The sequence below is a fragment of the Oceanisphaera litoralis genome (genome assembly GCF_016907015.1).
In the GTDB taxonomy this organism is placed as follows: Bacteria; Pseudomonadota; Gammaproteobacteria; order Enterobacterales; family Aeromonadaceae; genus Oceanimonas; species Oceanimonas litoralis.
The window spans coordinates 141572-162764 of the sequence record NZ_JAFBBE010000003.1 but is presented as its reverse complement, the minus strand read 5'-3'; the positions used below and the strand labels follow the sequence as shown (position 1 = coordinate 162764).

Below are 21193 nucleotides of genomic sequence, written 5' to 3'. Positions count from 1 at the left end.
TACGACAATCGAACAAACAGCGTCTTTATGCGTAGGGTCGGACAAGGTTACCAAAACACGATTAGGTGCAAGATGAACGTCTTACCAGGCGCGAACCACCAGCCCTTTCAGGTAGTGGCCTTCCGGGTAGGCGGTGCCGATGGGGTGATCGGCGGCCTGATTCAGTCGTTCCAGGATCTGGGCATCGCGGCCTGCGTCCAGCGCTGCGTCGGCGACGATTTTCTGGAACAGATCCTGGGTCATCAGGCCGGAGCAGGAGAAGGTCAGCAGCACGCCGCCGGCATTGAGTAGCTGAAAGGCCAGCATGTTGATGTCTTTATAACCGCGGCAGGCACCGTTGAGCTGGGCCTTGCTTTCCGCGAACTTGGGCGGGTCCAGCACGATGACGTCGAAGCGCTGGCCCTGATCCCGGTATTCGCGCAGCAGCTTGAACACATCGGCCTGTTCGAAGCGGGCCCGGCTCAGATCCAGCTGGTTCAGTTCGACATTCTGCTTCGCCAGCGCCAGCGCGGACTCGGACATGTCCACGTTCACCACTTCATTGGCGCCGCCCTTGAGCGCATAAACGCCGAAGGTGCCGGTGTAGCTGAAGCAGTTGAGCACCCGCTTGTGTTCGCAATAACGGGCGGCAATGCGGCGGTTGTCGCGCTGATCCAGATAGAAGCCGGTCTTGTGACCCTGCTCCACGTCGACCAGGATGCGCACGCCGTCGTTTTCTTCGATCACCACCGGTTGCGTTGGCAGGGTGCCGGCCAGCAGCCCTTTGCGCTCTTTCAGGCCTTCTTTCTTGCGTACCGCCACGTCGGAACGCTCATAGATACAGGTATCCGGATACAGGGTGGTCAGCGCCTTGACGATGGCGGAGCGCCAGCGCTCGGCACCGGTGCTCAACAGCTGACAGACCACCACATCGGCGTACACGTCGATGGTGACGCCGGGCAGACCGTCGGACTCGGCGGCACAGAGGCGGTAGCCGGTCAGGCCCTGTTCGGCAATCATCGGCTGGCGGCCGGCCCTAGCCCGCTCCAGGCGACGCAGAAAGAAGGCCTCGTCGACCGCTTCGTCTTGATCGAAGGTCCATACCCGGGCGCGGATCTGGGACTGGGGCGAATAGAAACCCCGACCGAGCCACTGGCCTTTCTGGCTCAGGATCTCGACGGTATCACCGGCATTGGGCTGGCCCTGTACCTTGTCGACGGCACGGGAAAACACCCAGGGGTGACGGCGAAGAAGGGACTTTTCACGTCCGGCGATAAGGGTAATGGAGCTGGTCATAGGCTGGGCTGCTAACTGGAAAAGGGGCATAATTCTAGGGGGGGACGGAATAAAACACAAACGGGGAGCGAGCAAGATGACTGAAATCGCAAAAATAATCCGGGTCAGCGGCACCGTGCAGGGGGTGAGCTTTCGCTTTTATACCCAGTGCGAGGCGGAAAAACTGGGCGTGCGCGGCTATGCCCGCAATTTGCCGGACGGGCGGGTGGAAGTGTTTGCCGAAGGCGAGGCCGCCCGGGTACGACAGCTGGTGAACTGGCTGCGGCGCGGGCCCGATACGGCGGTGGTAGACGGCATCAGCGAAGAAGACGTGGCCCCGGTCGGGCATCACGGCTTCGAGACCGGGTGACATCCCGGTGCTCGCCGGCGTAATCGATACCGTCATTTCCGCAGATCCTCTTTTGTCATTCCCGCGAAGGCGGGAATCCAGCGCCCTGTGCGATGGACCTCCGCCTTCGCGGAGATGACGTGTCGTAAAAACGGCTCCGGATCTGATAGCCCTGCGTGGTTTGATCCGCCAGCTGAAGCGGCGGCTACAACAACCGCAGGCTTGTCCGTCTCGTAGGGTCCAATTTATTGGACCAGCAGGCCCGGGAGTCAAACCTTTGGTCGAATAAATTCGACCCTACAAAACTTGCGTAGGGTCCATTTCAATGGACCAGTCGTACTCACCTAAAAATAAGTCGACCCAACAAAAAACGATACAAAAAAGCCCGGCGTGGCCGGGCTTGGTCGTTCATTATCGGGACACTATCGAGAGTCAGACTTTCATTCTGGCATCCAGTTCTTCGATTCTGGCTTTCCAGATGGCGGGACCGGCGACGTGGGCATTGTTGCCCTCGCTGTCGACCGCCACCGTGACCGGCATGTCTTCCACGTCGAATTCGTAGATGGCTTCCATGCCCAGATCTTCAAACGCCACGACCCGGGCCTTCTTCACCGCCTTGGCCACAAGGTAGGCGGCGCCACCCACGGCCATCAGGTAAACGGCCTTGTGCTTCTGGATGGAGTCGACGGTGGCCGGGCCACGCTCGGCCTTGCCGACCATGCCCATCAGACCGGCCTGCTCCAGCATCATGTCGGTGAACTTGTCCATGCGGGTAGAGGTAGTGGGGCCGGCGGGGCCGACCGCTTCGTTGCCGATGGCATCAACCGGACCCACGTAATAGATGAAACGATCCTTGAAATCGACCGGCAGAGCTTCGCCGTTGTTGAGCATTTCCTGAATGCGCTTGTGGGCGGCGTCGCGGCCGGTGAGCAGCTTGCCGGACAGCAGCACGGTTTCGCCCATCTTCCATTCGGCAATGTCGGTGCGGGTCACGGTATCCAGGTTGACCCGGCGCACGTTTTCGCCCACTTCCCAGGTCACTTCCGGCCAGTCTTCAAGCCGGGGCGGGGTCAGCTCGGCGGGACCGGAGCCGTCCAGATGAAAATGCACGTGACGGGTGGCGGCACAGTTGGGGATCATCACCACCGGCTTGGAGGCCGCGTGGGTGGGGGCGGACTTGATCTTGATGTCTACCACTGTAGTGAGGCCACCCAGACCCTGGGCGCCGATGCCCAGTTTGTTGGCTTTTTCGAAGATTTCCAGACGCAGTTTTTCTTCGGTGGTTTCGGCGCCACGTTCGATCAGATCATGAATGTCGACCGGATCCATCAGCGATTCCTTGGCCAGCACAGCGGCCTTTTCGGCGGTGCCGCCGATGCCGATACCGAGCATGCCGGGCGGGCACCAGCCGGCGCCCATGGTGGGCAGGGTTTTCAGCACCCATTCGACGATGTCGTCGGACGGGTTGAGCATCACCATCTTGGACTTGTTCTCGGAGCCGCCGCCCTTGGCGGCAATGGCCACTTCGACCTCGTTACCGGCCACCATGTCGATGTGCACCACGGCAGGAGCGTTGTCCTTGGTGTTGATGCGGCGACCGGCGGGGTCGGCCACTATGCTGGCACGCAGGGGGTTATCGGGATGGCCGTAGCCGCGACGTACCCCTTCATCCACCATTTCCTGCACCGTCATGTCGGTATCCCACTGCACCTGCATGCCGATTTTGACGAAACAGGTGACGATGCCGGTATCCTGGCAGATGGGTCTGTGACCTTCGGCAGACATGCGCGAGTTGATCAGGATCTGGGCGATAGCGTCCTTGGCGGCCTGGCTCTGCTCTTTGTTGTAGGCTTTTTCCAGTGCCTGAACGAAGTCCAGCGGATGGTAGTAGGAGATGTATTGCAGCGCATCGGCAACGGAGTCGATAAAATCCTGCTTCTTGATAATGCTCATGGCTTCCTCTGAGTTGGCGGGCATAGCTCTGTATTGTTATCAGTGGCCCTATGATACGCTTGGCGGCCCCCGGCTGGCCAGCCTGAGCGCCGGATGAGATGCCAAAACTGTCGAGTGGATTACATTAATGGGACTGCCTTTACACATTCACAGCCAGCCGTTTGCCGGCTCGGTGCATGATTTCTTTTCTTCGATTGCCGAATTGCCCTGGGCCATGCTGCTTGAGTCTGCCGCACCAGGCGGCAGCGATAGCCGTTTTCACATCATCAGCGCCCAGCCGCGGGCCACCCTGGTGACCCGCGGTGACGAAACGGTGATCGAGTATAAGGGCGCACGTCAAACCTCAACCGAGTCGCCTTTTGTATTATTAAAAACATGGCAAGATGAGCTGATTGGCTCGGTAACCTTGCCCGATGCATATCAACATCTGCCCTTTGCCGGCGGGGCCCTGGGCCTGTTCTGTTACGATTTGGGCCGCCGGCTGGAGCGACTGCCGACGCTGGCCATCAAGGAGCTGGCCACCCCGGACATGGCGGTGGGTATTTTCGACTGGGCCTGGGTGATAGATCGGGAACAGGGCCAGGCCCATCTGCTGGTGCTGGGTGACGAGGGGGCACTGGCGTCTCGTCTGGCCTGGTGGCAGGCGCAGCAGGCGCTAACACCGGAACCCTTTCACCTCACCGGTACCTGGCAGGCCAACAAGACGGCGGCCGAGTATGCAGAAAGCTTTAACCGGGTACAGCAGTATCTGCAGGCCGGCGACTGTTATCAGATAAACCTGACCCTGCGCTTCGAGACCCGCTTCAATGGTGACGCCTGGCAGGCCTATCGTCATCTCAGTGAGCACAACCGGGCGCCCTTTTCCGCCTTTCTGCACCTGCCCGACAGCCGGGTGCTGAGCCTGTCGCCCGAGCGTTTTATCGCCCTGGACGGGCGGCGGGTCGAAACCAAACCCATCAAGGGTACCCGGCCCAGGGGCAGTACCGCCGCCGAAGACCGTCGCCTCGCTCGGGAGCTGAGTGAGGCGCCCAAGGACAGGGCCGAAAACCTGATGATAGTGGACCTGCTGCGCAACGACATCGGCCGGGTCTGTGTGCCGGGCACGGTCAAGGTGCCCTCGCTGTTTGCCATCGAGTCGTTCCCGGCGGTGCATCATCTGGTGTCGACCATCACCGGCGAGCTGGCGCCCGGTCTGGATGGCTGCGAGCTGCTGGCGGCCACCTTTCCCGGCGGCTCCATCACCGGCGCCCCCAAGGTGCGGGCCATGGAGATCATCGAAGAGCTGGAGCCACATCGGCGCCACGGCTATTGCGGCAGTATCGGTTATATCAGCGCCCACGGCCGCATGGACACCAGCATTACCATCCGCACCCTGCTGGCCGAGCAGAACCGGCTTTATTGCTGGGCCGGCGGCGGCGTGGTGGCCGACTCCCAGGCCGCGGCGGAATATCAGGAGCTGTTCGACAAGCTGGGCAAGATACTGCCGGTGCTGGAAGCATTATGACGTTGGACGAGCTGAAAACCCGCATCAACCTCTTGCCGCCGCAGGCAGATCCGCACCTGCCGGATCACGCCTATCCGGCGGCGGTGCTGGTGCCTTTGCTGAAGGCGGAGCAGGGGCTGGAGCTGGTATTGACCCGTCGCAGCCGCCATTTGCGCCAGCATCCGGGCCAGGTCAGCTTTCCCGGGGGGCGGGCGGACAGCACCGACGCCAGCCTGTGGCACACGGCGCTGCGCGAAAGCTGGGAAGAAATAGGGCTGGCGCCCGAGTTGTGTCGCCCACTGGCGCGACTGCGGGCCCAGCACACCATATCGGGTTTCGCGCTGACCCCCTTCGTCGGGGTGATCGAAGGGCAGCCCGAGTTCATTCTTAATCCGGCGGAGGTAGAAGAGTTGTTTCGGGTGCCGTTGGACTATGTGCTGGACTTGCGTCATCACCATCTGTTTACCCTGCGCCGCCAGGGCCGCTGGCACCGGGTGGTGTTCATTCGCTGGCATGGGGTCTGGATCTGGGGTATCACCGCAGCCGTTATTCATCAATTCGCCCGACAGATTGCCCGCTGACGGGCGATCCCCATCGCCCACACGGCGTCGGCATCCCCGCTGTTGTTAAAAAAAGTTGCTGTTAAAAAAGTTATTGTTAAAAAAGTTGCTGTTAAAAAAGTTGTTGGGTTGTTACTAAAATAAACTTACAATCATTCAATAATAGTTGAGTGAGCCTGTTGGCTCGGCTTAAACTCTAGTCCTGTTACGCCGGTTGCCTGTGTAGCCGTTGTATTCTGTCACCATCAGTGTTTTGGAGTCTTGCCATGATCAGCGTGTTCGATATGTTCAGTATTGGTATCGGTCCGTCCTCTTCCCATACCGTGGGGCCGATGCGGGCGGCCCATGACTTTGTAAAAGCCATGGCACAGCAGGGCATTCTGACCCGAACCAGCCGGGTAGAGGTAGAATTGTTCGGCTCTCTGGGCCAGACCGGCATCGGCCACGGTACCGGCAAGGCGGTGATCCTGGGTCTGGGCGGCTTCGATCCTGAAACGGTGGACGTGGACATGATCCCGGGCTTTCTGGAACGGGTCGAGTCCAGCCAGGAAATACTGCTCAACCAGAGTCAGACGGCGGCCTTTCCCCGCAGCGGAGCCATCGTGTTCCATCGCCGCAAGACGCTGCCGCTGCACAGCAACGGCATGACCTGCCGCGCGTTCGAGGGCGAGCAGTTGCTGCATGAGCAGTCCTACTATTCCATCGGCGGCGGCTTTATCGTCAAGGCGGAGGAGTTTGCCGACACCAAGGCCAGTGCTGTCGCCGAGTCGAGCTCCAAACCGGTGCCGTTTCCTTTTAAAAGCGGTGATCAATTACTGCAGTTATGCCGTGAAAACGGCATGTCGATCAGCGGCTTGATGATGGCCAACGAAAAGGTCAACCGCAGTGAAGAAGAGATTATTGCCGGCTTGCGCAAGCTGTGGCAGGTGATGAAGGATTGTGTCGCTCGCGGCTGCAAGACCGAGGGCATTTTGTCAGGTGGCCTGAAATTAAGGCGTCGTGCTCCTTCCTTGCTGCGCAAATTAAACAGCGAGTCTTCCTATAACAAGGATCCGCTGAGTGTCATGGAGTGGGTCGACTTGTTTGCCATGGCGGTGAACGAAGAAAACGCCGCCGGTGGCCGGGTAGTGACGGCCCCGACCAACGGTGCTGCGGGCATACTTCCGGCGGTGCTGCATTATTACGACAAGTTCGTGCAGCCGGTGGATGACGATGTGCTGGTTCAGTACTTTCTGACTGCCGCGGCCATTGGCATCCTGTACAAGGAAAATGCCTCCATCTCCGGTGCCGAAGTGGGTTGCCAGGGCGAGGTCGGTGTGGCCTGCTCCATGGCGGCGGCGGCATTGACCGCCGTCGTCGGCGGCACCATAGAACATGTAGAGAATGCGGCCGAAATCGGTATGGAGCACAACTTAGGGTTAACCTGTGATCCGGTCGGTGGTCTGGTTCAGGTGCCTTGTATCGAACGCAACGCCATGGGCGCGGTCAAGGCGATTAATGCCAGCCGCCTGGCGTTACGCGGCGACGGCGAGCATAAAGTCTCGCTGGACAAGGTGATCAAGACCATGCGCGAAACCGGCATGGACATGAAAAGCAAGTACAAGGAAACCGCCCGCGGCGGTCTGGCAGTCAACATCATCGAATGTTGATGCCGACCCTTGCCGTAAGGGGTGAGGGGTAAGGAGTGAAATGAAAAAACCCGCTTCGGCGGGTTTTTTGCATTTGGGCCGCAGTAGGTTGGTGATGAGCGAAGCGAATCCCGACAAAAGTGGTGCCGGTAATGTTGGAATTGTTGGAATTCGCGGTGCTCATTCCAACCTACGGTGTTCGGTGCAGTAGGTTGTGATGAGCGAAGCGAATGCCAACAAAAGTGGTGCCGGTAATGCTGGCATTGTTGGAATTCGCGGTGCTCATTCCATCATGTATACGGTGCTCATGAACCCCCGCCTTCGCGGGGGCGACGGTTGGGCGGGGGTTATTTAATCCGCATGCCGGGCTGGGCGCCGTCCTGGGGCTCGAGGATCCACAAATCCTGGCCACCGGGGCCGGCGGCCAGCACCATGCCTTCGCTCAGGCCGAAGCGCATCTTGCGCGGGGCCAGGTTGGCCACCATGACGGTGAGCTTGCCTTCCAGATCTTCCGGGTTGTAGGCGGACTTGATGCCGGCAAACACCTGGCGGGTTTCGCCACCCAGATCCAGCTCCAGGCGCAGCAGCTTCTCGGCCTTGGGCACGGCTTCGGCCTTCTTGATCAGCGCCACGCGCAGATCGACCTTGGCGAAGTCGTCGAAGCTGATGGTCTCGCCGATGGGGTCATCGGCCAGGGGGCCGGTAACCGGTTTGACCTGGGCCTGCTCGGCGGCAAGATCTTCCTTCGAGGCCTCGACCATGGCGGCGACCTTGTCGGCGTCGATGCGGCTGAACAGGGCCTTGAACTTGTTGATGCCGTGGTCCAGCAGCGGTTCGCTGACGGCGTTCCAGCTCAGTTCGCAGTCGAGGAAGGCCTCGGCACGCTCGGTCAGTTCGGGCATGACCGGCTTGAGGTAGGTCATCAAGACCCGGAACAGGTTAAGGCCCATGGAGCACACGGCCTGCAGTTCGGCGTCTTTGCCTTCCTGTTTGGCCAGCACCCAGGGGGCCTTGTCGTCCACATAGCGGTTGGCCTTGTCGGCCAATGCCATGATGTCGCGAATGGCGCGGCCGAATTCGCGCTGCTCATAACACTGGCCGATGCGCTCGGCGGCGGCGGCAAACTCGGCGTACAGCTCGGGCTCGGCGCAGTCGGCGGCAAGCCGGCCGTCGAAGCGCTTGGCAATGAAGCCGGCGTTGCGCGAGGCGAGATTGACCAGCTTGTTGACCACGTCGCTGTTCACCCGGGCCACGAAATCATCCAGGTTCAAGTCCAGATCGTCGATGCGGCTGGACAGCTTGGCGGCGTAGTAATAACGCAGGCACTCGGGATCCAGGTGCTTGAGGTAGGTGTCGGCCTTGATGAAGGTACCCTTGGACTTGGACATCTTGGCACCGTTCACCGTGACGTAGCCGTGCACGAAGATGTTGCTGGGCTTGCGGTAATCGCTGCCTTCCAGCACGGCGGGCCAGAACAGGCTGTGGAAGTAGACAATGTCCTTGCCGATAAAGTGGTACAGCTCGGTGCTGCTGTTTTTGTTCCAGTATTCGTCGAAGCTGAGATCGCCGCGTCGGTCGCAGTAGTTCTTGAACGAGCCCATGTAGCCGATGGGCGCATCCAGCCATACATAGAAATACTTGCCCGGGGCATCGGGAATTTCGAAGCCGAAGTAGGGCGCATCGCGGGTGATGTCCCACTGCTGCAAGCCGGACTCGAACCATTCACTCATCTTGTTGGCCATTTCTTCCTGCAGGGCGCCGGAGCGGGTCCAGGCCTTGAGCATGCCCTCGAACTGGGGCAGGTCGAAGAAGAAGTGCTCTGTGTCTTTCATCACCGGGGTGGCGCCGGACACCGCCGAACGCGGGTCAATCAGCTCCGCCGGGCTGTAGGTGGCGCCGCACACTTCGCAGTTGTCGCCGTACTGATCTTCCGCCTTGCAGCTGGGACAGGTGCCCTTGACGAAACGGTCCGGCAGAAACATGTTCTGCTCCGGATCATAGAGCTGGGAAATGGTGCGGTTTTCGATAAAGCCGTTGCTCTTGAGGCGACCGTAGATCAGCTCGGCAAATTCGCGATTTTCTTTACTGTGGGTCGAGTGATAGTTGTCGAAGCCGATGTTGAAGCGGTCGAAGTCGGCTTTATGCTCCTGCTGTACGGCGGCAATCATCTGCTCGGGATCCACACCCAGTTGCTGGGCCTTGAGCATGATGGGGGTGCCGTGTGCATCGTCGGCGCAGATAAAATGAACCTGATGGCCACGCATTCGCTGATAACGAACCCAGATATCGGCCTGAATGTGCTCCAGCATATGGCCAAGGTGAATTGAACCGTTGGCATAGGGCAGGGCGCAGGTGACAAGTATCTTACGAGGTTCGGTAGCCATAATTTCCATTCTGTTGAGTCGATTACACGGGACAGAGCATGTTACCCGAGTTTTTTTCGGTTATACACACCTTGGCGGCTTTTTCCGGGCCAAAGAGCCCGGCCCGGTAGGGTGCCCCTGGCTCGTTCCGGCATGGAGCGGCACAGATACGACATAAACCCGGCAAAGCCGCATATCGCCTCGGCCCGACGTTTCGCCGCTGCGGGCTTTTTGATAGAGTGCAGAACAGAGTCATCACCAGGCGACACAGAATGAATAATGAACAGATTAGTGCCCGATTGACCCGGTTTAAGCCCGCGCACTGGGCCAGGGATCCGGTGACTGCCGGTTTTGTCCGCAGTGTGACGCTGGAACAAGAGATACTGGTGATCTCGCTGTTGCTGCCCTTCGTCGACTACCGGCTGGAAGCCGAGCTGCAGACCCTGGACGCGGACTTGTGTCGGCTGAGTGGCGCCCGTGCGGTGCGCTGGCAAGTGACGCATGAGGTGGCCTCACTGGCGCAAGCCAACGATGCCCAGGCCGTGCCCGGAGTACGTAATATTATCGCGGTGTCGTCCGGCAAGGGCGGGGTGGGCAAGTCCACCACGGCGGTGAATCTGGCGCTGGCGCTGAGTCGGCTCGGTGCCCGGGTGGGCATACTGGATGCGGATGTGTATGGGCCTTCCATTCCCATGATGCTGGGTGTGACCGGCGCCCGGCCCGAAAGCGACGATGGCAAGACCATGGCGCCGGTGACGGCGCACGGCATCAAGGCCAACAGCATCGGCTTTCTGGTGGGGGCGGATGATGCCACCGTGTGGCGTGGACCCATGGCCAGCAAGGCGCTGGCGCAGATATTGCGAGAAACCCGCTGGGGCGACCTCGATTATCTGGTGGTGGATCTGCCGCCGGGCACCGGCGACATTCAGATCACCATGGCCCAGCAGGTGCCGACCACCGGTGCTCTGGTGGTGAGCACGCCGCAGAACGTGGCGCTGGCCGATGCCGTCAAGGGCATCAGCATGTTCCGGAAGGTCAATATTCCGGTACTGGGGGTGGTGGAGAACATGAGCTATCACCGGTGCAGCCAGTGTGAGCACAAGGAGTTTCTGTTTGGCGAAGGCGGCGGTCAGCGGGTATCAAACGAGCATCAGGTGCCCTTGCTCGGTCAGCTGCCGCTGGATGTGCGCATTTGCCGGCATATGGACAAGGGCACGCCAACGCTGATCGCCGAGCCCGATGGCGTGCTGGCCCAGGGTTATCTGAACATCGCCGCCCGGGTGGCGGCGGGGCTTTATTTTAGTGGCAATACCATTCCCACCCGCCTTTATACCCGGCAGGTTTAATCGCATCACTGCCACGCAGGCACGCCGTTTTTGCGGCCAGACGGCAAGGGCCGTCGCTGCCGTGGCGGGATTCAACATTGAGTTAAGGAGTTTTCATGCGTCTTTGTGACCGGGATATCAAGCGTTATCTGGCCGAGGGTCTTATCCAGATCAGTCCGGCTCCGGATCCCGATCGGATCAGCGGCGTCAGTGTCGATGTGCTGCTCGGCAACGAATTCAGGGTGTTTCAGGACCATACCGCGCCCTATATCGAACTGAGCGGGCCCAGGGCTCAGGTGTCCGAAGCCATCAACCGGGTGATGAGTGACGAGATTGTCATCCCCGATGGCGAGGCCTTCTTCCTGCATCCGGGTGAGCTGGCGCTGGCGGTAACACTTGAATCTGTCACCCTGCCCGATAACATTGTCGGCTGGCTGGACGGGCGCTCTTCGCTGGCCCGGCTCGGCCTCATGGTGCACGTGACGGCCCACCGCATCGATCCGGGCTGGTCCGGGCGCATCGTGCTGGAATTCTACAACAGCGGCAAACTGCCGCTGGCACTGCGCCCGAAGATGGTCATTGGCGCGCTGAATTTCGAAACCATGTCCGGACCGGCCGAGCGGCCCTACATGACTCGGGCCAGTGCCAAGTACAAGTCACAGCAAGGCGCGGATGCGAGCCGCATCAATCAGGACTGATACCGGCCCCCTCGGGGAGCGGTAAGCTGTAAGTAGTAGGTTGGCGATGAGCGTAGCGAATCCCGACATGCACGCCGCCTGCCGAAAGATACCGTCACTCTGGTACCAAATATTGCGAAATGGATTTAATTAAACAAAAACGAGATAACAATAATGAAAAAACTACTCTACGGCGTGGCGGCATTGCTGCTGTTAGTGCTGCTGGCGCTGGTGATTCTGACCCAGGTGGTGGATACCGACAGGGTTAAACGGGTACTGATAGAGCAGACCCGGGAAAAAACCGGCCGTACCCTGGTGATCAAGGGTGATCTGAGCTGGCGTTTCTTTCCCTCCATCGGCTTTACCCTCAACGATACCGCCCTGCTCAATCCGCCCGGTTTTGCCGCGGGCAACACCCTGTCCGTCGGTGAAATCAGCCTGGACGTGGCGCTGAAGCCACTGTTCGATAACCGGCTCGAAATCGGTGAAGCTGTGCTGGACAATGCGCGCCTGCACCTGATCACCCGTGCCGATGGAGTGACCAATATCGACGATCTGCGCACCCTGTCTGCCGCCACCGGCCCGGACAAGAACACGGATGCCACCGACGAGTCTGCCAATGCCGACGAACCGCGTCAGCCGATGAGCATCAGCCTGGCCGGTGTGCGGGTGGTGGATGCCGAGGTCGTGGTGCAGAACGAAATCAGCAATACCCTGAGGCGCCTCAACCGGGTTAATTTCACACTCGACGAGTTTGCTCCCGGCAAGGCAGTCCCCCTGAGCCTGTCCGGCAATCTGTTCAGTGACGAGGTGCAGGCCAATATCGATGCCACCGGTCAGCTGTGGCTGGCGCCGGCGTTCGACCGCTTGCGGCTGGATGCGTTGAAGCTGGATGTCGACGCCACCGGACGCGCCATTCCCGGCACCAAGCAACTGCGGCTGCAGGGTAACCTGGCCTATGATGTCGACCGCCAACTGGCCGAGTTCGGCGACATCAGCCTGAAACTGGGTGCCCTGGAGGCGACCGGCGAGCTGTCGTTACATCATGCCGCCATCCCGGATGTGCGCTTCAACCTGAGTACGGCGCTGCTGGATGTGGATGCGCTGCAGGCCGAATGGCGTACCTCGCCCGAGACGCCTGCCGATGAGCAGGCGGCGGCCAGTGCGGCAGCCCCTGTCAAGGCCAGTCTGCCTGCTGCCAGTGCGGCCAGCGAGCCGGACCTGTCTGCACTCAAGGGCATCAAGCTGGAAGGCCGGCTGGCCGCCGACAAGGTGCGGGTGCAGGGGATCGAGCTGGAACAGCTTACTATCAGAGTCAACATCGATCAGGGCAAGGTGAAACTCGACCAGGTGCAGGCTCGGCTCTATGAAGGCAAGATTGACGCCAATGGTGAGCTGGACGTCAATGCTCACCCGGCGCGTTTTCGGGTACAGAAGACGCTGACCGGGGTGAATGCCCGTGATCTCCTGGCCGCAGCGGCCGGTATCGACTACCTGGAAGGGCGGGCGGATCTGTCTTTTGATCTGACGGGTACCGGCCTGACCGCCGATGCCATCAAGCGCAGCATAAAGGGCAGCAGCGAACTGAAGGTGGCCGATGGCGCCCTGAACGGGGTGAATATTGCGGCGCTGATCCGCCGGGCACATGCCAGGGTGAAGGGACTGCCGCTGCCGGCGGAAGACGCGGTCGAGAAAACCGACTTCAGTGCCCTGACCGCCGATTTGTCCATCGCCAAGGGCACGGTGAGCACCGATAACCTGCACATGGCGTCGCCCCTGTTGCGCATCGACGGCGAGGGAGAAACCAACCTGCTCGACGAATCGCTGGATCTGTTGTTCAACACCGCCATCGTCGGCAGCCTCAAGGGCCAGGACGGTGAAGAACTGAGCGAGCTCAAGAACATCATACTGCCGGTGCGCATTGGCGGCAGCTACCAGCAGCCCAAATACAGCCTGGATCTGCAGCAGATATTCGATCTCTATCTGCGAGAAAAAGCCGACAAGGAAGCCGAACGGGTCAAGCGCAAGCTCAACGAAAAGCTGGGTGAGAAACTGGGCGACCAGCTCGGCGACAAACTAGGCGACAAACTACCGGGCCTGCTCGATAAACTGGGTCTGTAACTTCGGCCGCAGACCACCGTCGCTTCGGCCTGCGCTCACGCCCGGTGAGCCGGCAGGCAATATCCTAAACCGGTGTGGATTCTGGAGCCGGTTTTTTTTATCGGCACCCTTGCGAAGGCGGGGGTGCCGTGCCTTTGCAGGTGAAATACTAAAGACAGGAGTCAAGTCATGCTGGAGCGGTTTCACCTTGAAGTACTGGCTGCAATAAAAGAGCAGGGCACCTTGACCCAGGCTGCCGAATCGTTAAATTTATCCCAGTCTGCACTGAGTCACAGCATCAAAAAACTGGAAGGCCAGATCAAGACGCCGGTTTGGCAAAAAGAAGGGAGAAGCTTGCGCCTGACCACTGCAGGTGAGCAAATGTTAACGCTGGCCAACCGGGTGTTGCCGCAGTTTAAACACACAGAACATCTGTTGCGTCAGATCGCCACAGGCGAAATGGGTTCACTGCGCATCGGCATGGAATGCCATCCTTGCTATCAATGGCTGTTAAAAGTGATTGAACCTTATCTTGAAAAGTGGCCAAACGTTGACATTGACGTCAAGCAGGAATTTCAGTTCGGTGGTCTGGGTGCCCTGCACAGCTACGAGATAGATATCCTGGTCACGCCCGATCCCCTGTATAAACCCAAGCTGACCTTTATACCGGTATTCGACTATGAACACAGACTCGTCGTGTCATCCTCTCACCCCCTTGCCACGCAAAGCTCGATCCTGCCCGAGCAGCTCGGTGAAGAAGTGTTATTCAGCTATCCGGTAGAGCCTGAACGGCTGGATATTTACAGCCAGTTCTTGAACCCCGCAAAATGCACGGTCAAAAAACACAAGACGATAGAAACCACGGAAATCATGTTGCAGATGGTGGCCGCAGGCAGGGGCGTCTGTGCATTACCTGGCTGGTTGGTGGATGAGTTCGCCAAGACCATGGCCATTAAAAGCCTTCGGTTCGGTCAAGATGGCATTAAAAAACAGATATTTCTGGGCGTGCGAAAAGGCGAAGAGCGGATTAACTACCTGAATGATTTCATTGTTCAGGCTCAGAATGTCAGGTAGTTATTCGCTCTTGCTTTAAATTCATACCGTTTTCAATCATCCCCTAATTTCCGGCATTGTCCGGCTGATATCTCTCCACGATCTGCACACCTTACGAACGGAGCACAACAGCAACCGGCTCAGCGCCATGGCTGTTCGCCGGTATGCTGGCGTATTTGCAAGTGCCTCCAACCTTTAACTTGGCATACCGGGTGCGAGGCATAGCCTTGCCTCATAACAAAGCATGAGCATGGCTCATCTATTGATGAAGTAAAATCATTTTTGTTCATGAAAATGCCCCTGTATAACATACCCATGCTTAGCTCTAGATGTCTGGACTTCCAGAAGGGGCAGGGAACAGATTCAGGCTTTATCTCAACAAATGGATGAACAACATTATGAGTAACGACTTCAAATTTTCTGTAAACAGCATTGCTTTCGATGAAAATTATCAACCCGCAGACAGCACCCGTGCCACGACCAACTTTGCCAACCTGGCCAGGGGAGAGAGCCGTCAGAAAAACCTGCGTAATACCTTGACGATGATTAACAATCGTTTCAATGCCCTGGTAAATTGGGATAACCCCAGAGCAGACCGTTACTCCGTTGAGCTGGAAATCATCTCTGTTGATATGGATATCGACAATGAAGGCAAGGCGCATACCTTTCCTACGATTGAAGTGCTGAAAACCATTATTGTTGATCACAAGACCAAGCAACGCACAGAAGGCATTGTAGGCAATAACTTCTCCTCTTATGTGCGGGACTATGATTTCAGCGTTTTGTTGCTGGAGCACAACAAGGGCAAACCCGGTTTCAGCATTCCGGAAAACTTTGGTGATCTGCATGGCAAGCTGTTCAAGCGTTTTGTGAACTCGAGCACCTATCAACAGAATTTTGCCAAGTTGCCGGTGATCTGCCTGAGTGTTTCCGATAACAAGACCTATCACCAGACTGAAAATCATCACCCCATATTGGGTGTTGAGTATCTGCCCAATGAGACCTCTTTAACGGAGCAATACTTCAAGAAGATGGGCCTGAAAGTTCGCTACTTTATGCCACCGCACAGCGTCGCACCTCTGGCTTTTTACTTCGTTGGCGATTTGCTGAATGATTACACGCATCTTGAGCTAATCAGCACCATCAGCACCATGGAATCGTTTCAAAAAATTTATCGGCCTGAAATATATAATGCTAATGCTGTGGCAGGAAAAGTATATAAACCTAATCTGAAGAACGCAGATCATTCATTAACTCAGATTGTTTATGATCGAGAAGAGCGCAGCCAGCTGGCCATCAAACAGGGAAAAATGGCTGAAGAGAACTTTATCAAGCCATACAAGGCGATTCTTGAGCAATGGTCTGCCAACTACGCCTGATAATAAAACAAGCGCCTGAACATTAACGAGAATATAAGACGGTATTTATTATGAAAAAATTATTACCTACTTCAACGGCAGGCAGTCTGCCTAAACCTTCCTGGCTTGCACAACCCGAGACACTTTGGTCACCCTGGAAATTGCAAGAAGAGGAATTAATTGAAGGTAAACAGGATGCGTTGCGTGTGTCGCTGCAAGAGCAGCAACATGCAGGTATTGATATTGTCAGTGATGGCGAGCAAACCCGTCAGCATTTTGTGACCACCTTTATCGAGCACCTCGGCGGTGTTGATTTTGAGAAGCGCAAGACCGTTAGAATACGTGATCGCTATGATGCGAGTGTGCCGACGGTCGTGGGTCCCGTTACTCGCCTGAAGCCGGTTTTTGTTGAAGATGCCAAATTCTTGCGTCGGCAAACCAGGCAACCCATTAAATGGGCCCTGCCGGGCCCCATGACCATGATAGATACGCTGTATGATGACCATTATAAAAGTCGCGAAAAGCTGGCCTGGGAATTCGCCAAAATCCTCAATCAGGAAGCCAAAGAATTGGAAGCGGCGGGGGTTGATATTATCCAATTTGATGAACCTGCCTTTAATGTGTTTTTTGACGAGGTCAATGATTGGGGAATTGCTACTTTAGAAAGAGCAATTGAAGGCCTTAAATGTGAGACAGCCGTACATATTTGCTATGGCTATGGCATCAAAGCCAATACGGACTGGAAGAAAACCCTGGGATCGGAGTGGAGACAATATGAAGAGGCTTTTCCCAAGCTACAAAAATCCAATATCGATATTATCTCATTAGAATGCCACAACTCTCATGTTCCAATGGAACTGCTTGAACTCATTCGAGGTAAAAAAGTCATGGTAGGGGCGATTGACGTTGCAACCGATACCATTGAGACACCCGAAGAAGTCGCCGATACCCTACGAAAAGCACTTACGTTTGTTGATGCCGACAAGCTCTACCCCTCTACCAACTGCGGCATGGCCCCCCTGGCTCGTGAAGTAGCAAGAGGCAAGTTGAATGCCCTGAGTGCCGGTGCAGAAATTATTCGCAAAGAGCTCTCGGCCGGGGGTGTTGTTTCTCAGGCTGACGGCGTGAATCTCAGCCGGGTCTGATCCCGGGATTCAGACAATATACAGAACAGGAGTCCGCCAAGGCGGGCTCCTGTTTTTTTGCGTCGGTGAAAAAACTCCTTCACAATAATATGCAAGTTGTTGAAATATAGAACATTATTATCATCCATAGCAACCGGTTACAGGCAGGATATTGATGACGGATAAACATCTGAAAAATCAAGAGAGTATCAGCGTGCTGATGATCTGCATGGGCAACATCTGCCGCTCGCCCACCGCCGAGGCGGTGTTGCGTCATCAGGCGGCGCGGGCCGGGGTGGAGATGATCATCGATTCTGCCGGAACCATTGGTTATCACAGTGGTGCCGAACCCGACAGGCGAGCCCGTGCGGCGGGTGAGCGCAGAGGCTATGACTTTGGTGGTATCAGTGCGCGGCAGGTTAAGTCCGATGATTTTATTCGTTTCGATCTGATTCTGGCAGCAGACCACAGTAACCTGGCCGATCTTCGGGCTCAGTGTCCGGCCGAACATCAGCACAAACTCACGTTGTTACCGAGTTATGCAGAGGGGTCGGAGCAGGAGGTGCCGGATCCCTATTACGGTGGCGATCAGGGCTTTGAACGAGTGTTGGATTTGATTGAGTCTGCCTGCAAGGGGCTGCTGACGCAGTTAACGACGTCTTGATAACAGAAAGTTGAGAACGGAAAGCTGATAAGTAATATCGCATAACAGAAGTGGTTCAGTCGTCATTCCCACGAAGGTGGGAATCCAGGGCCTGTAGCGTAGAATTTTCAGACTGGGGTTCACCAGTAAAGACACTGGACCTCCGCCTTCGCGAGGGTGACGATAAAGGCAAACCAACCCTTGCATCCACACCTGTTACGCAAGATTACTTAACAGAAAACAGCAGGTAAATAAAAAGGCTCCCGAAGGAGCCTTTTTTAGTGGAGTAATATTACTCCGGTTTGGTCATGGGTGCCGAGGCGGTGTTGCGGGCGGCGGCACTGCCGGCCTGGCGGCCGCTGGTGACAATGGCCTGACGTTGCAACGGCGGATATTCCGGCTTAACGTAATCCGGCTGTGCCACTACCGTCGGCTTGACCATGGGGGCAGAGGCCCGGCGGGCACGTTGGTACAGGCCTGAGGCCGGCTTCGCTTCGGCTTTAGGCTGGGGCGCTGCGGCGGCAGGCTTGGGCGCTTCGGCGGCAGGCTTGGGCGCTTCGGCTACAGGCTGGGGCGCTTCGGCTACAGGCTGGGGCGCTTCGGCTTCGGCTTCGGGCGCTGCGGCTACCGGTTTGGGCGCTTCTGCTTCGGCTTTGGGCGCTGCGGCTACCGGTTTGGGCGCTTCGGCTTCGGCTTTGGGCGCTGCGGCTACCGGTTTGGGCGCTTCGGCTGCAGGCTGAGGCGTTTCGGCTTCAGGCTGGGGCTCAGCGACAGGAGCCTTGGCGGCTTCCTGCTGTGGTGCCGCGGCGGGAGCCTGTTCGGCTACCACGGAACGGGCCTCACGGTCGGCCAGTGCGGTTTGTTTCGCCGGAGCGGCTTCAATGTCAGCCGTTTCCGACGCAACCCACTTTTCTTCACCCTGAGCGGCGATCAAGGCCGCTATGCTGTCCTGACGACGCTGACGGCGGCTGTCTTCATTGATACGCTTGCGCTTGGGCATGGCACCACCGCGCTGGTGATGAGACGCTTTCTTTTCGGCTCCTTCTGAGGCTTTTACTTCGGCGGTCGGAGCCTTGGGCTGGCGTTCTGCCTGCTCTGTGCTGGCATCCGTCGGGCGGGCTTCGCTACCGGTACGTACCTGTTTACGCATCTTGCGGCGTTGACGGCGCTCGGCGACGGCCTGCTCTTTTTGCTCGATTTCCTGCGCTGGTTTCTGTTGCTGCTGTTGCTGTGGCGCCGGGGTCTGCACCGGCTCGACGACAGCGGTCTCTTTTTGCTGCTGTTGTTGCTGTTGCTGTTGCTGCGGCTCACGGCGCGGTTTACGACGTTCACGACGTGGTCTGTCCGTCTTGGCTTCGCCCTGAGCTTGTGACTGGGTGTCGGCTGCGGGGGCGGCTTTGGTGCTGCGGTCTTCATCACGCGGTCGGCGGTTGCGCGTGTTGCGGCGATCACCACGTTCGCGGCGCTCGTTATTACGTGCCTGACGGGCCGGCTTTTCGACCGGTGTGGGCTCAGGTGCCTGCTGGGGCTCGGCTGATCCCTTGAACCAGCCAGCCAGGGCGCAGAACATGCGGCTCAAGAGGCCGGGCTCGGCGGCAACGGGAGCGGCGGCTTCGGTTTTGGCCGCAACCGGCGTCGCGGCGGGGGCCGGAGCGGGGACGGATGCCGGTGCCGTAAAGCCCTGCAGTGCCGGTTGTTCGCTCTTGGCTGCGGCCTGACCCTGACGGGGACGATAAGCCGGCTTTTCGACGGTGGTTTTCAGCGCAAAGCTGGAGACATTTTCTTCATCACCGCTGCGAACCCGGGCCACGTCGAAATGTGGCGTTTCCAGCTGTTCGTTGGGGATGATGTAAATCTCGACCTGGTAGCGATTTTCCAGCCCGGCGATGGATTTGCGTTTTTCGTTGAGCAGATAGGCGGCAACGTCGACCGGCACCTGGGCATGAATCTGCCCGGTGTTGTCTTTCAATGCTTCTTCTTCAATCAGCCGCAGTATGGCCAGCGCCAGCGATTCGTTGTCGCGGATGGTCCCCTGGCCCAGACAGCGCGGGCACACATGGGTGCTGGACTCGCCGAGGGAAGGACGCAGACGCTGACGGGACATTTCCAGCAGACCGAAGCGCGAAATTCGCCCCAGCTGGATGCGGGCTCTGTCCTGGCGCACTGCATCGCGCAGGCGGTTTTCCACCTCGCGCTGGTGGCGTACCGGCGTCATGTCGATAAAGTCGATCACCACCAGGCCACCCAGGTCACGCAGACGCAGCTGACGGGCGATTTCTTCCGCCGCTTCCAGGTTGGTCTGCAGTGCGGTTTCCTCGATATCGCCGCCTTTGGTGGCACGAGAGGAGTTGATGTCGATACTGGTCAGTGCTTCGGTCGGGTCGATAACGATGCTGCCGCCGGAGGGCAGACGTACTTCCCGCTGAAAGGCCGATTCAATCTGGCTTTCGATCTGATAGTGGCTGAACATGGGCACCTCGCCCTCGTACAGCTTGATCCGGTTGACAAAATCGGGGCGAACCAGCTCGATATGCTGCTTGGCGCGCTCGAAAATCACCGGGTTGTCGATCAGGATCTCACCGATATCACGACGCAGGTAGTCGCGGATGGCGCGTACGATGACGTTGCTTTCCTGATGGATCAGGAACGGGGCGCTACCGCCTTCGGCGGCTTCCTGAATGGCGGTCCAGTGAGTCTGCAGTACGTGCAGATCCCACTCCAGCTCTTCGCCGGACTTGCCGACACCGGCGGTACGGACGATCAGACCCATGCCATCGGGCAGTTTGAGGTGCGCCAGGGCTTCCTTGAGCTCGGTACGCTCGTCACCTTCGATACGGCGGGAGATACCACCGGCACGAGGGTTGTTGGGCATCAGTACCAGATAGGAGCCGGCCAGGCTGATAAAGGTGGTGAGGGCGGCACCCTTGTTGCCACGCTCTTCTTTATCGATCTGAACGATGACTTCCTGACCTTCCTTGACCACTTCCTTGATATTGGGGCGGCCCTGATAGCTGTAACCGGCGGGGAAGTAGTTGCGGGCGATTTCCTTGAGGGGGAGAAAACCGTGACGGTCGGCGCCGTAGTCGACGAAGGCGGCTTCCAGGCTGGGTTCTACCCGGGTGATCTTGCCTTTATAGATGTTGGCTTTCTTTTGCTCGTGGCCGGGACTTTCGATATCCAGGTCGTATAGTTTTTGCCCATCTACCAGGGCTACACGCAACTCTTCTTCCTGGGTTGCGTTGATTAGCATTCTTTTCATTGAAGACTCTTTTATAAAGTTTTTTACTGTTTCGACAGTGTTGGTATCCCCCGGTCCGCCGTGT

15 protein-coding genes are annotated in these 21193 nt (G+C 57.9%); 11 read left to right on the top strand and 4 right to left on the bottom strand.

Going from position 1 to position 21193, the window contains the following annotated elements:
- Positions 1–81: 81 nt before the first annotated feature.
- The gene (locus tag HNR62_RS02875; RefSeq protein WP_204794583.1) at positions 82–1275 is read right to left on the bottom strand and encodes a class I SAM-dependent methyltransferase; all 1194 of its coding nucleotides are present in this window, start codon (positions 1273–1275) and stop codon (positions 82–84) included.
- A 76-nt stretch (positions 1276–1351) separates the two neighbouring features.
- Between HNR62_RS02875 and yccX the strand changes: the two genes are divergently transcribed.
- On the top strand, positions 1352–1624 hold the full coding sequence (yccX, locus tag HNR62_RS02870; RefSeq protein ID WP_204794582.1) for an acylphosphatase: 273 nt from the start codon (positions 1352–1354) through the stop codon (positions 1622–1624).
- Positions 1625–2035: 411 nt separating this feature from the next.
- Here yccX and HNR62_RS02865 read toward each other — a convergent pair whose 3' ends face one another.
- Positions 2036–3556, bottom strand: coding sequence for a fumarate hydratase (locus HNR62_RS02865; RefSeq protein WP_204794581.1), 1521 nt, complete (start codon positions 3554–3556; stop codon positions 2036–2038).
- A gap of 127 nt (positions 3557–3683) precedes the next feature.
- Between HNR62_RS02865 and pabB the strand changes: the two genes are divergently transcribed.
- The 3 genes from pabB (at position 3684) to HNR62_RS02850 (ending at position 7248) form a co-directional block, all read left to right on the top strand.
- Positions 3684–5060: an aminodeoxychorismate synthase component I gene (gene pabB / locus HNR62_RS02860; RefSeq protein WP_204794580.1), complete on the top strand. Its 1377-nt coding sequence runs from the start codon at positions 3684–3686 to the stop codon at positions 5058–5060.
- Positions 5057–5620: a CoA pyrophosphatase gene (locus HNR62_RS02855; protein ID WP_204794579.1), complete on the top strand. Its 564-nt coding sequence runs from the start codon at positions 5057–5059 to the stop codon at positions 5618–5620. Before pabB ends, HNR62_RS02855 begins: the two co-directional genes overlap by 4 nt.
- A 245-nt stretch (positions 5621–5865) precedes the next feature.
- Complete coding sequence (locus HNR62_RS02850) at positions 5866–7248, top strand: L-serine ammonia-lyase (RefSeq protein WP_204794578.1); 1383 nt, start codon at positions 5866–5868, stop codon at positions 7246–7248.
- 326 nt (positions 7249–7574) lie between these two features.
- Here the strand turns inward: HNR62_RS02850 and metG are convergent, their stop codons facing one another.
- Positions 7575–9611: a methionine--tRNA ligase gene (gene metG / locus HNR62_RS02845; RefSeq protein ID WP_204794577.1), complete on the bottom strand. Its 2037-nt coding sequence runs from the start codon at positions 9609–9611 to the stop codon at positions 7575–7577.
- Positions 9612–9862: 251 nt separating this feature from the next.
- On the opposite strand from metG, the gene apbC reads away from it, so the two are divergent.
- The 7 genes from apbC to HNR62_RS02810 all read left to right on the top strand — a co-directional run bounded on the left by apbC (position 9863) and on the right by HNR62_RS02810 (position 17891).
- Positions 9863–10936 (top strand): iron-sulfur cluster carrier protein ApbC, encoded by a 1074-nt coding sequence (gene apbC, locus HNR62_RS02840; RefSeq protein WP_204794576.1) that lies wholly within the window; start codon positions 9863–9865, stop codon positions 10934–10936.
- A 95-nt stretch (positions 10937–11031) separates the two neighbouring features.
- On the top strand, positions 11032–11613 hold the full coding sequence (dcd, locus tag HNR62_RS02835) for a dCTP deaminase (protein WP_204794575.1): 582 nt from the start codon (positions 11032–11034) through the stop codon (positions 11611–11613).
- 153 nt (positions 11614–11766) lie between these two features.
- Positions 11767–13713, top strand: a complete 1947-nt coding sequence (locus tag HNR62_RS02830) for an AsmA family protein (protein ID WP_204794574.1) — start codon at positions 11767–11769, stop codon at positions 13711–13713.
- A 168-nt stretch (positions 13714–13881) separates the two neighbouring features.
- Positions 13882–14766, top strand: a complete 885-nt coding sequence (locus HNR62_RS02825; protein ID WP_204794573.1) for a LysR family transcriptional regulator — start codon at positions 13882–13884, stop codon at positions 14764–14766.
- Positions 14767–15143: 377 nt separating this feature from the next.
- Positions 15144–16124, top strand: a complete 981-nt coding sequence (locus HNR62_RS02820) for a DUF1852 domain-containing protein (protein WP_204794572.1) — start codon at positions 15144–15146, stop codon at positions 16122–16124.
- Between the two features lie 50 nt (positions 16125–16174).
- The gene (locus tag HNR62_RS02815) at positions 16175–17248 is read left to right on the top strand and encodes a methionine synthase (RefSeq protein WP_204794571.1); all 1074 of its coding nucleotides are present in this window, start codon (positions 16175–16177) and stop codon (positions 17246–17248) included.
- 154 nt (positions 17249–17402) lie between these two features.
- Positions 17403–17891, top strand: a complete 489-nt coding sequence (locus HNR62_RS02810; protein WP_204794570.1) for a low molecular weight protein-tyrosine-phosphatase — start codon at positions 17403–17405, stop codon at positions 17889–17891.
- A gap of 271 nt (positions 17892–18162) precedes the next feature.
- On the opposite strand, the gene rne is transcribed toward HNR62_RS02810, so the two are convergent.
- Entirely contained in the window at positions 18163–21129 is a 2967-nt protein-coding gene (gene rne, locus HNR62_RS02805; RefSeq protein ID WP_204794569.1) for a ribonuclease E, read from the bottom strand.
- Positions 21130–21193 lie beyond the last annotated feature (64 nt).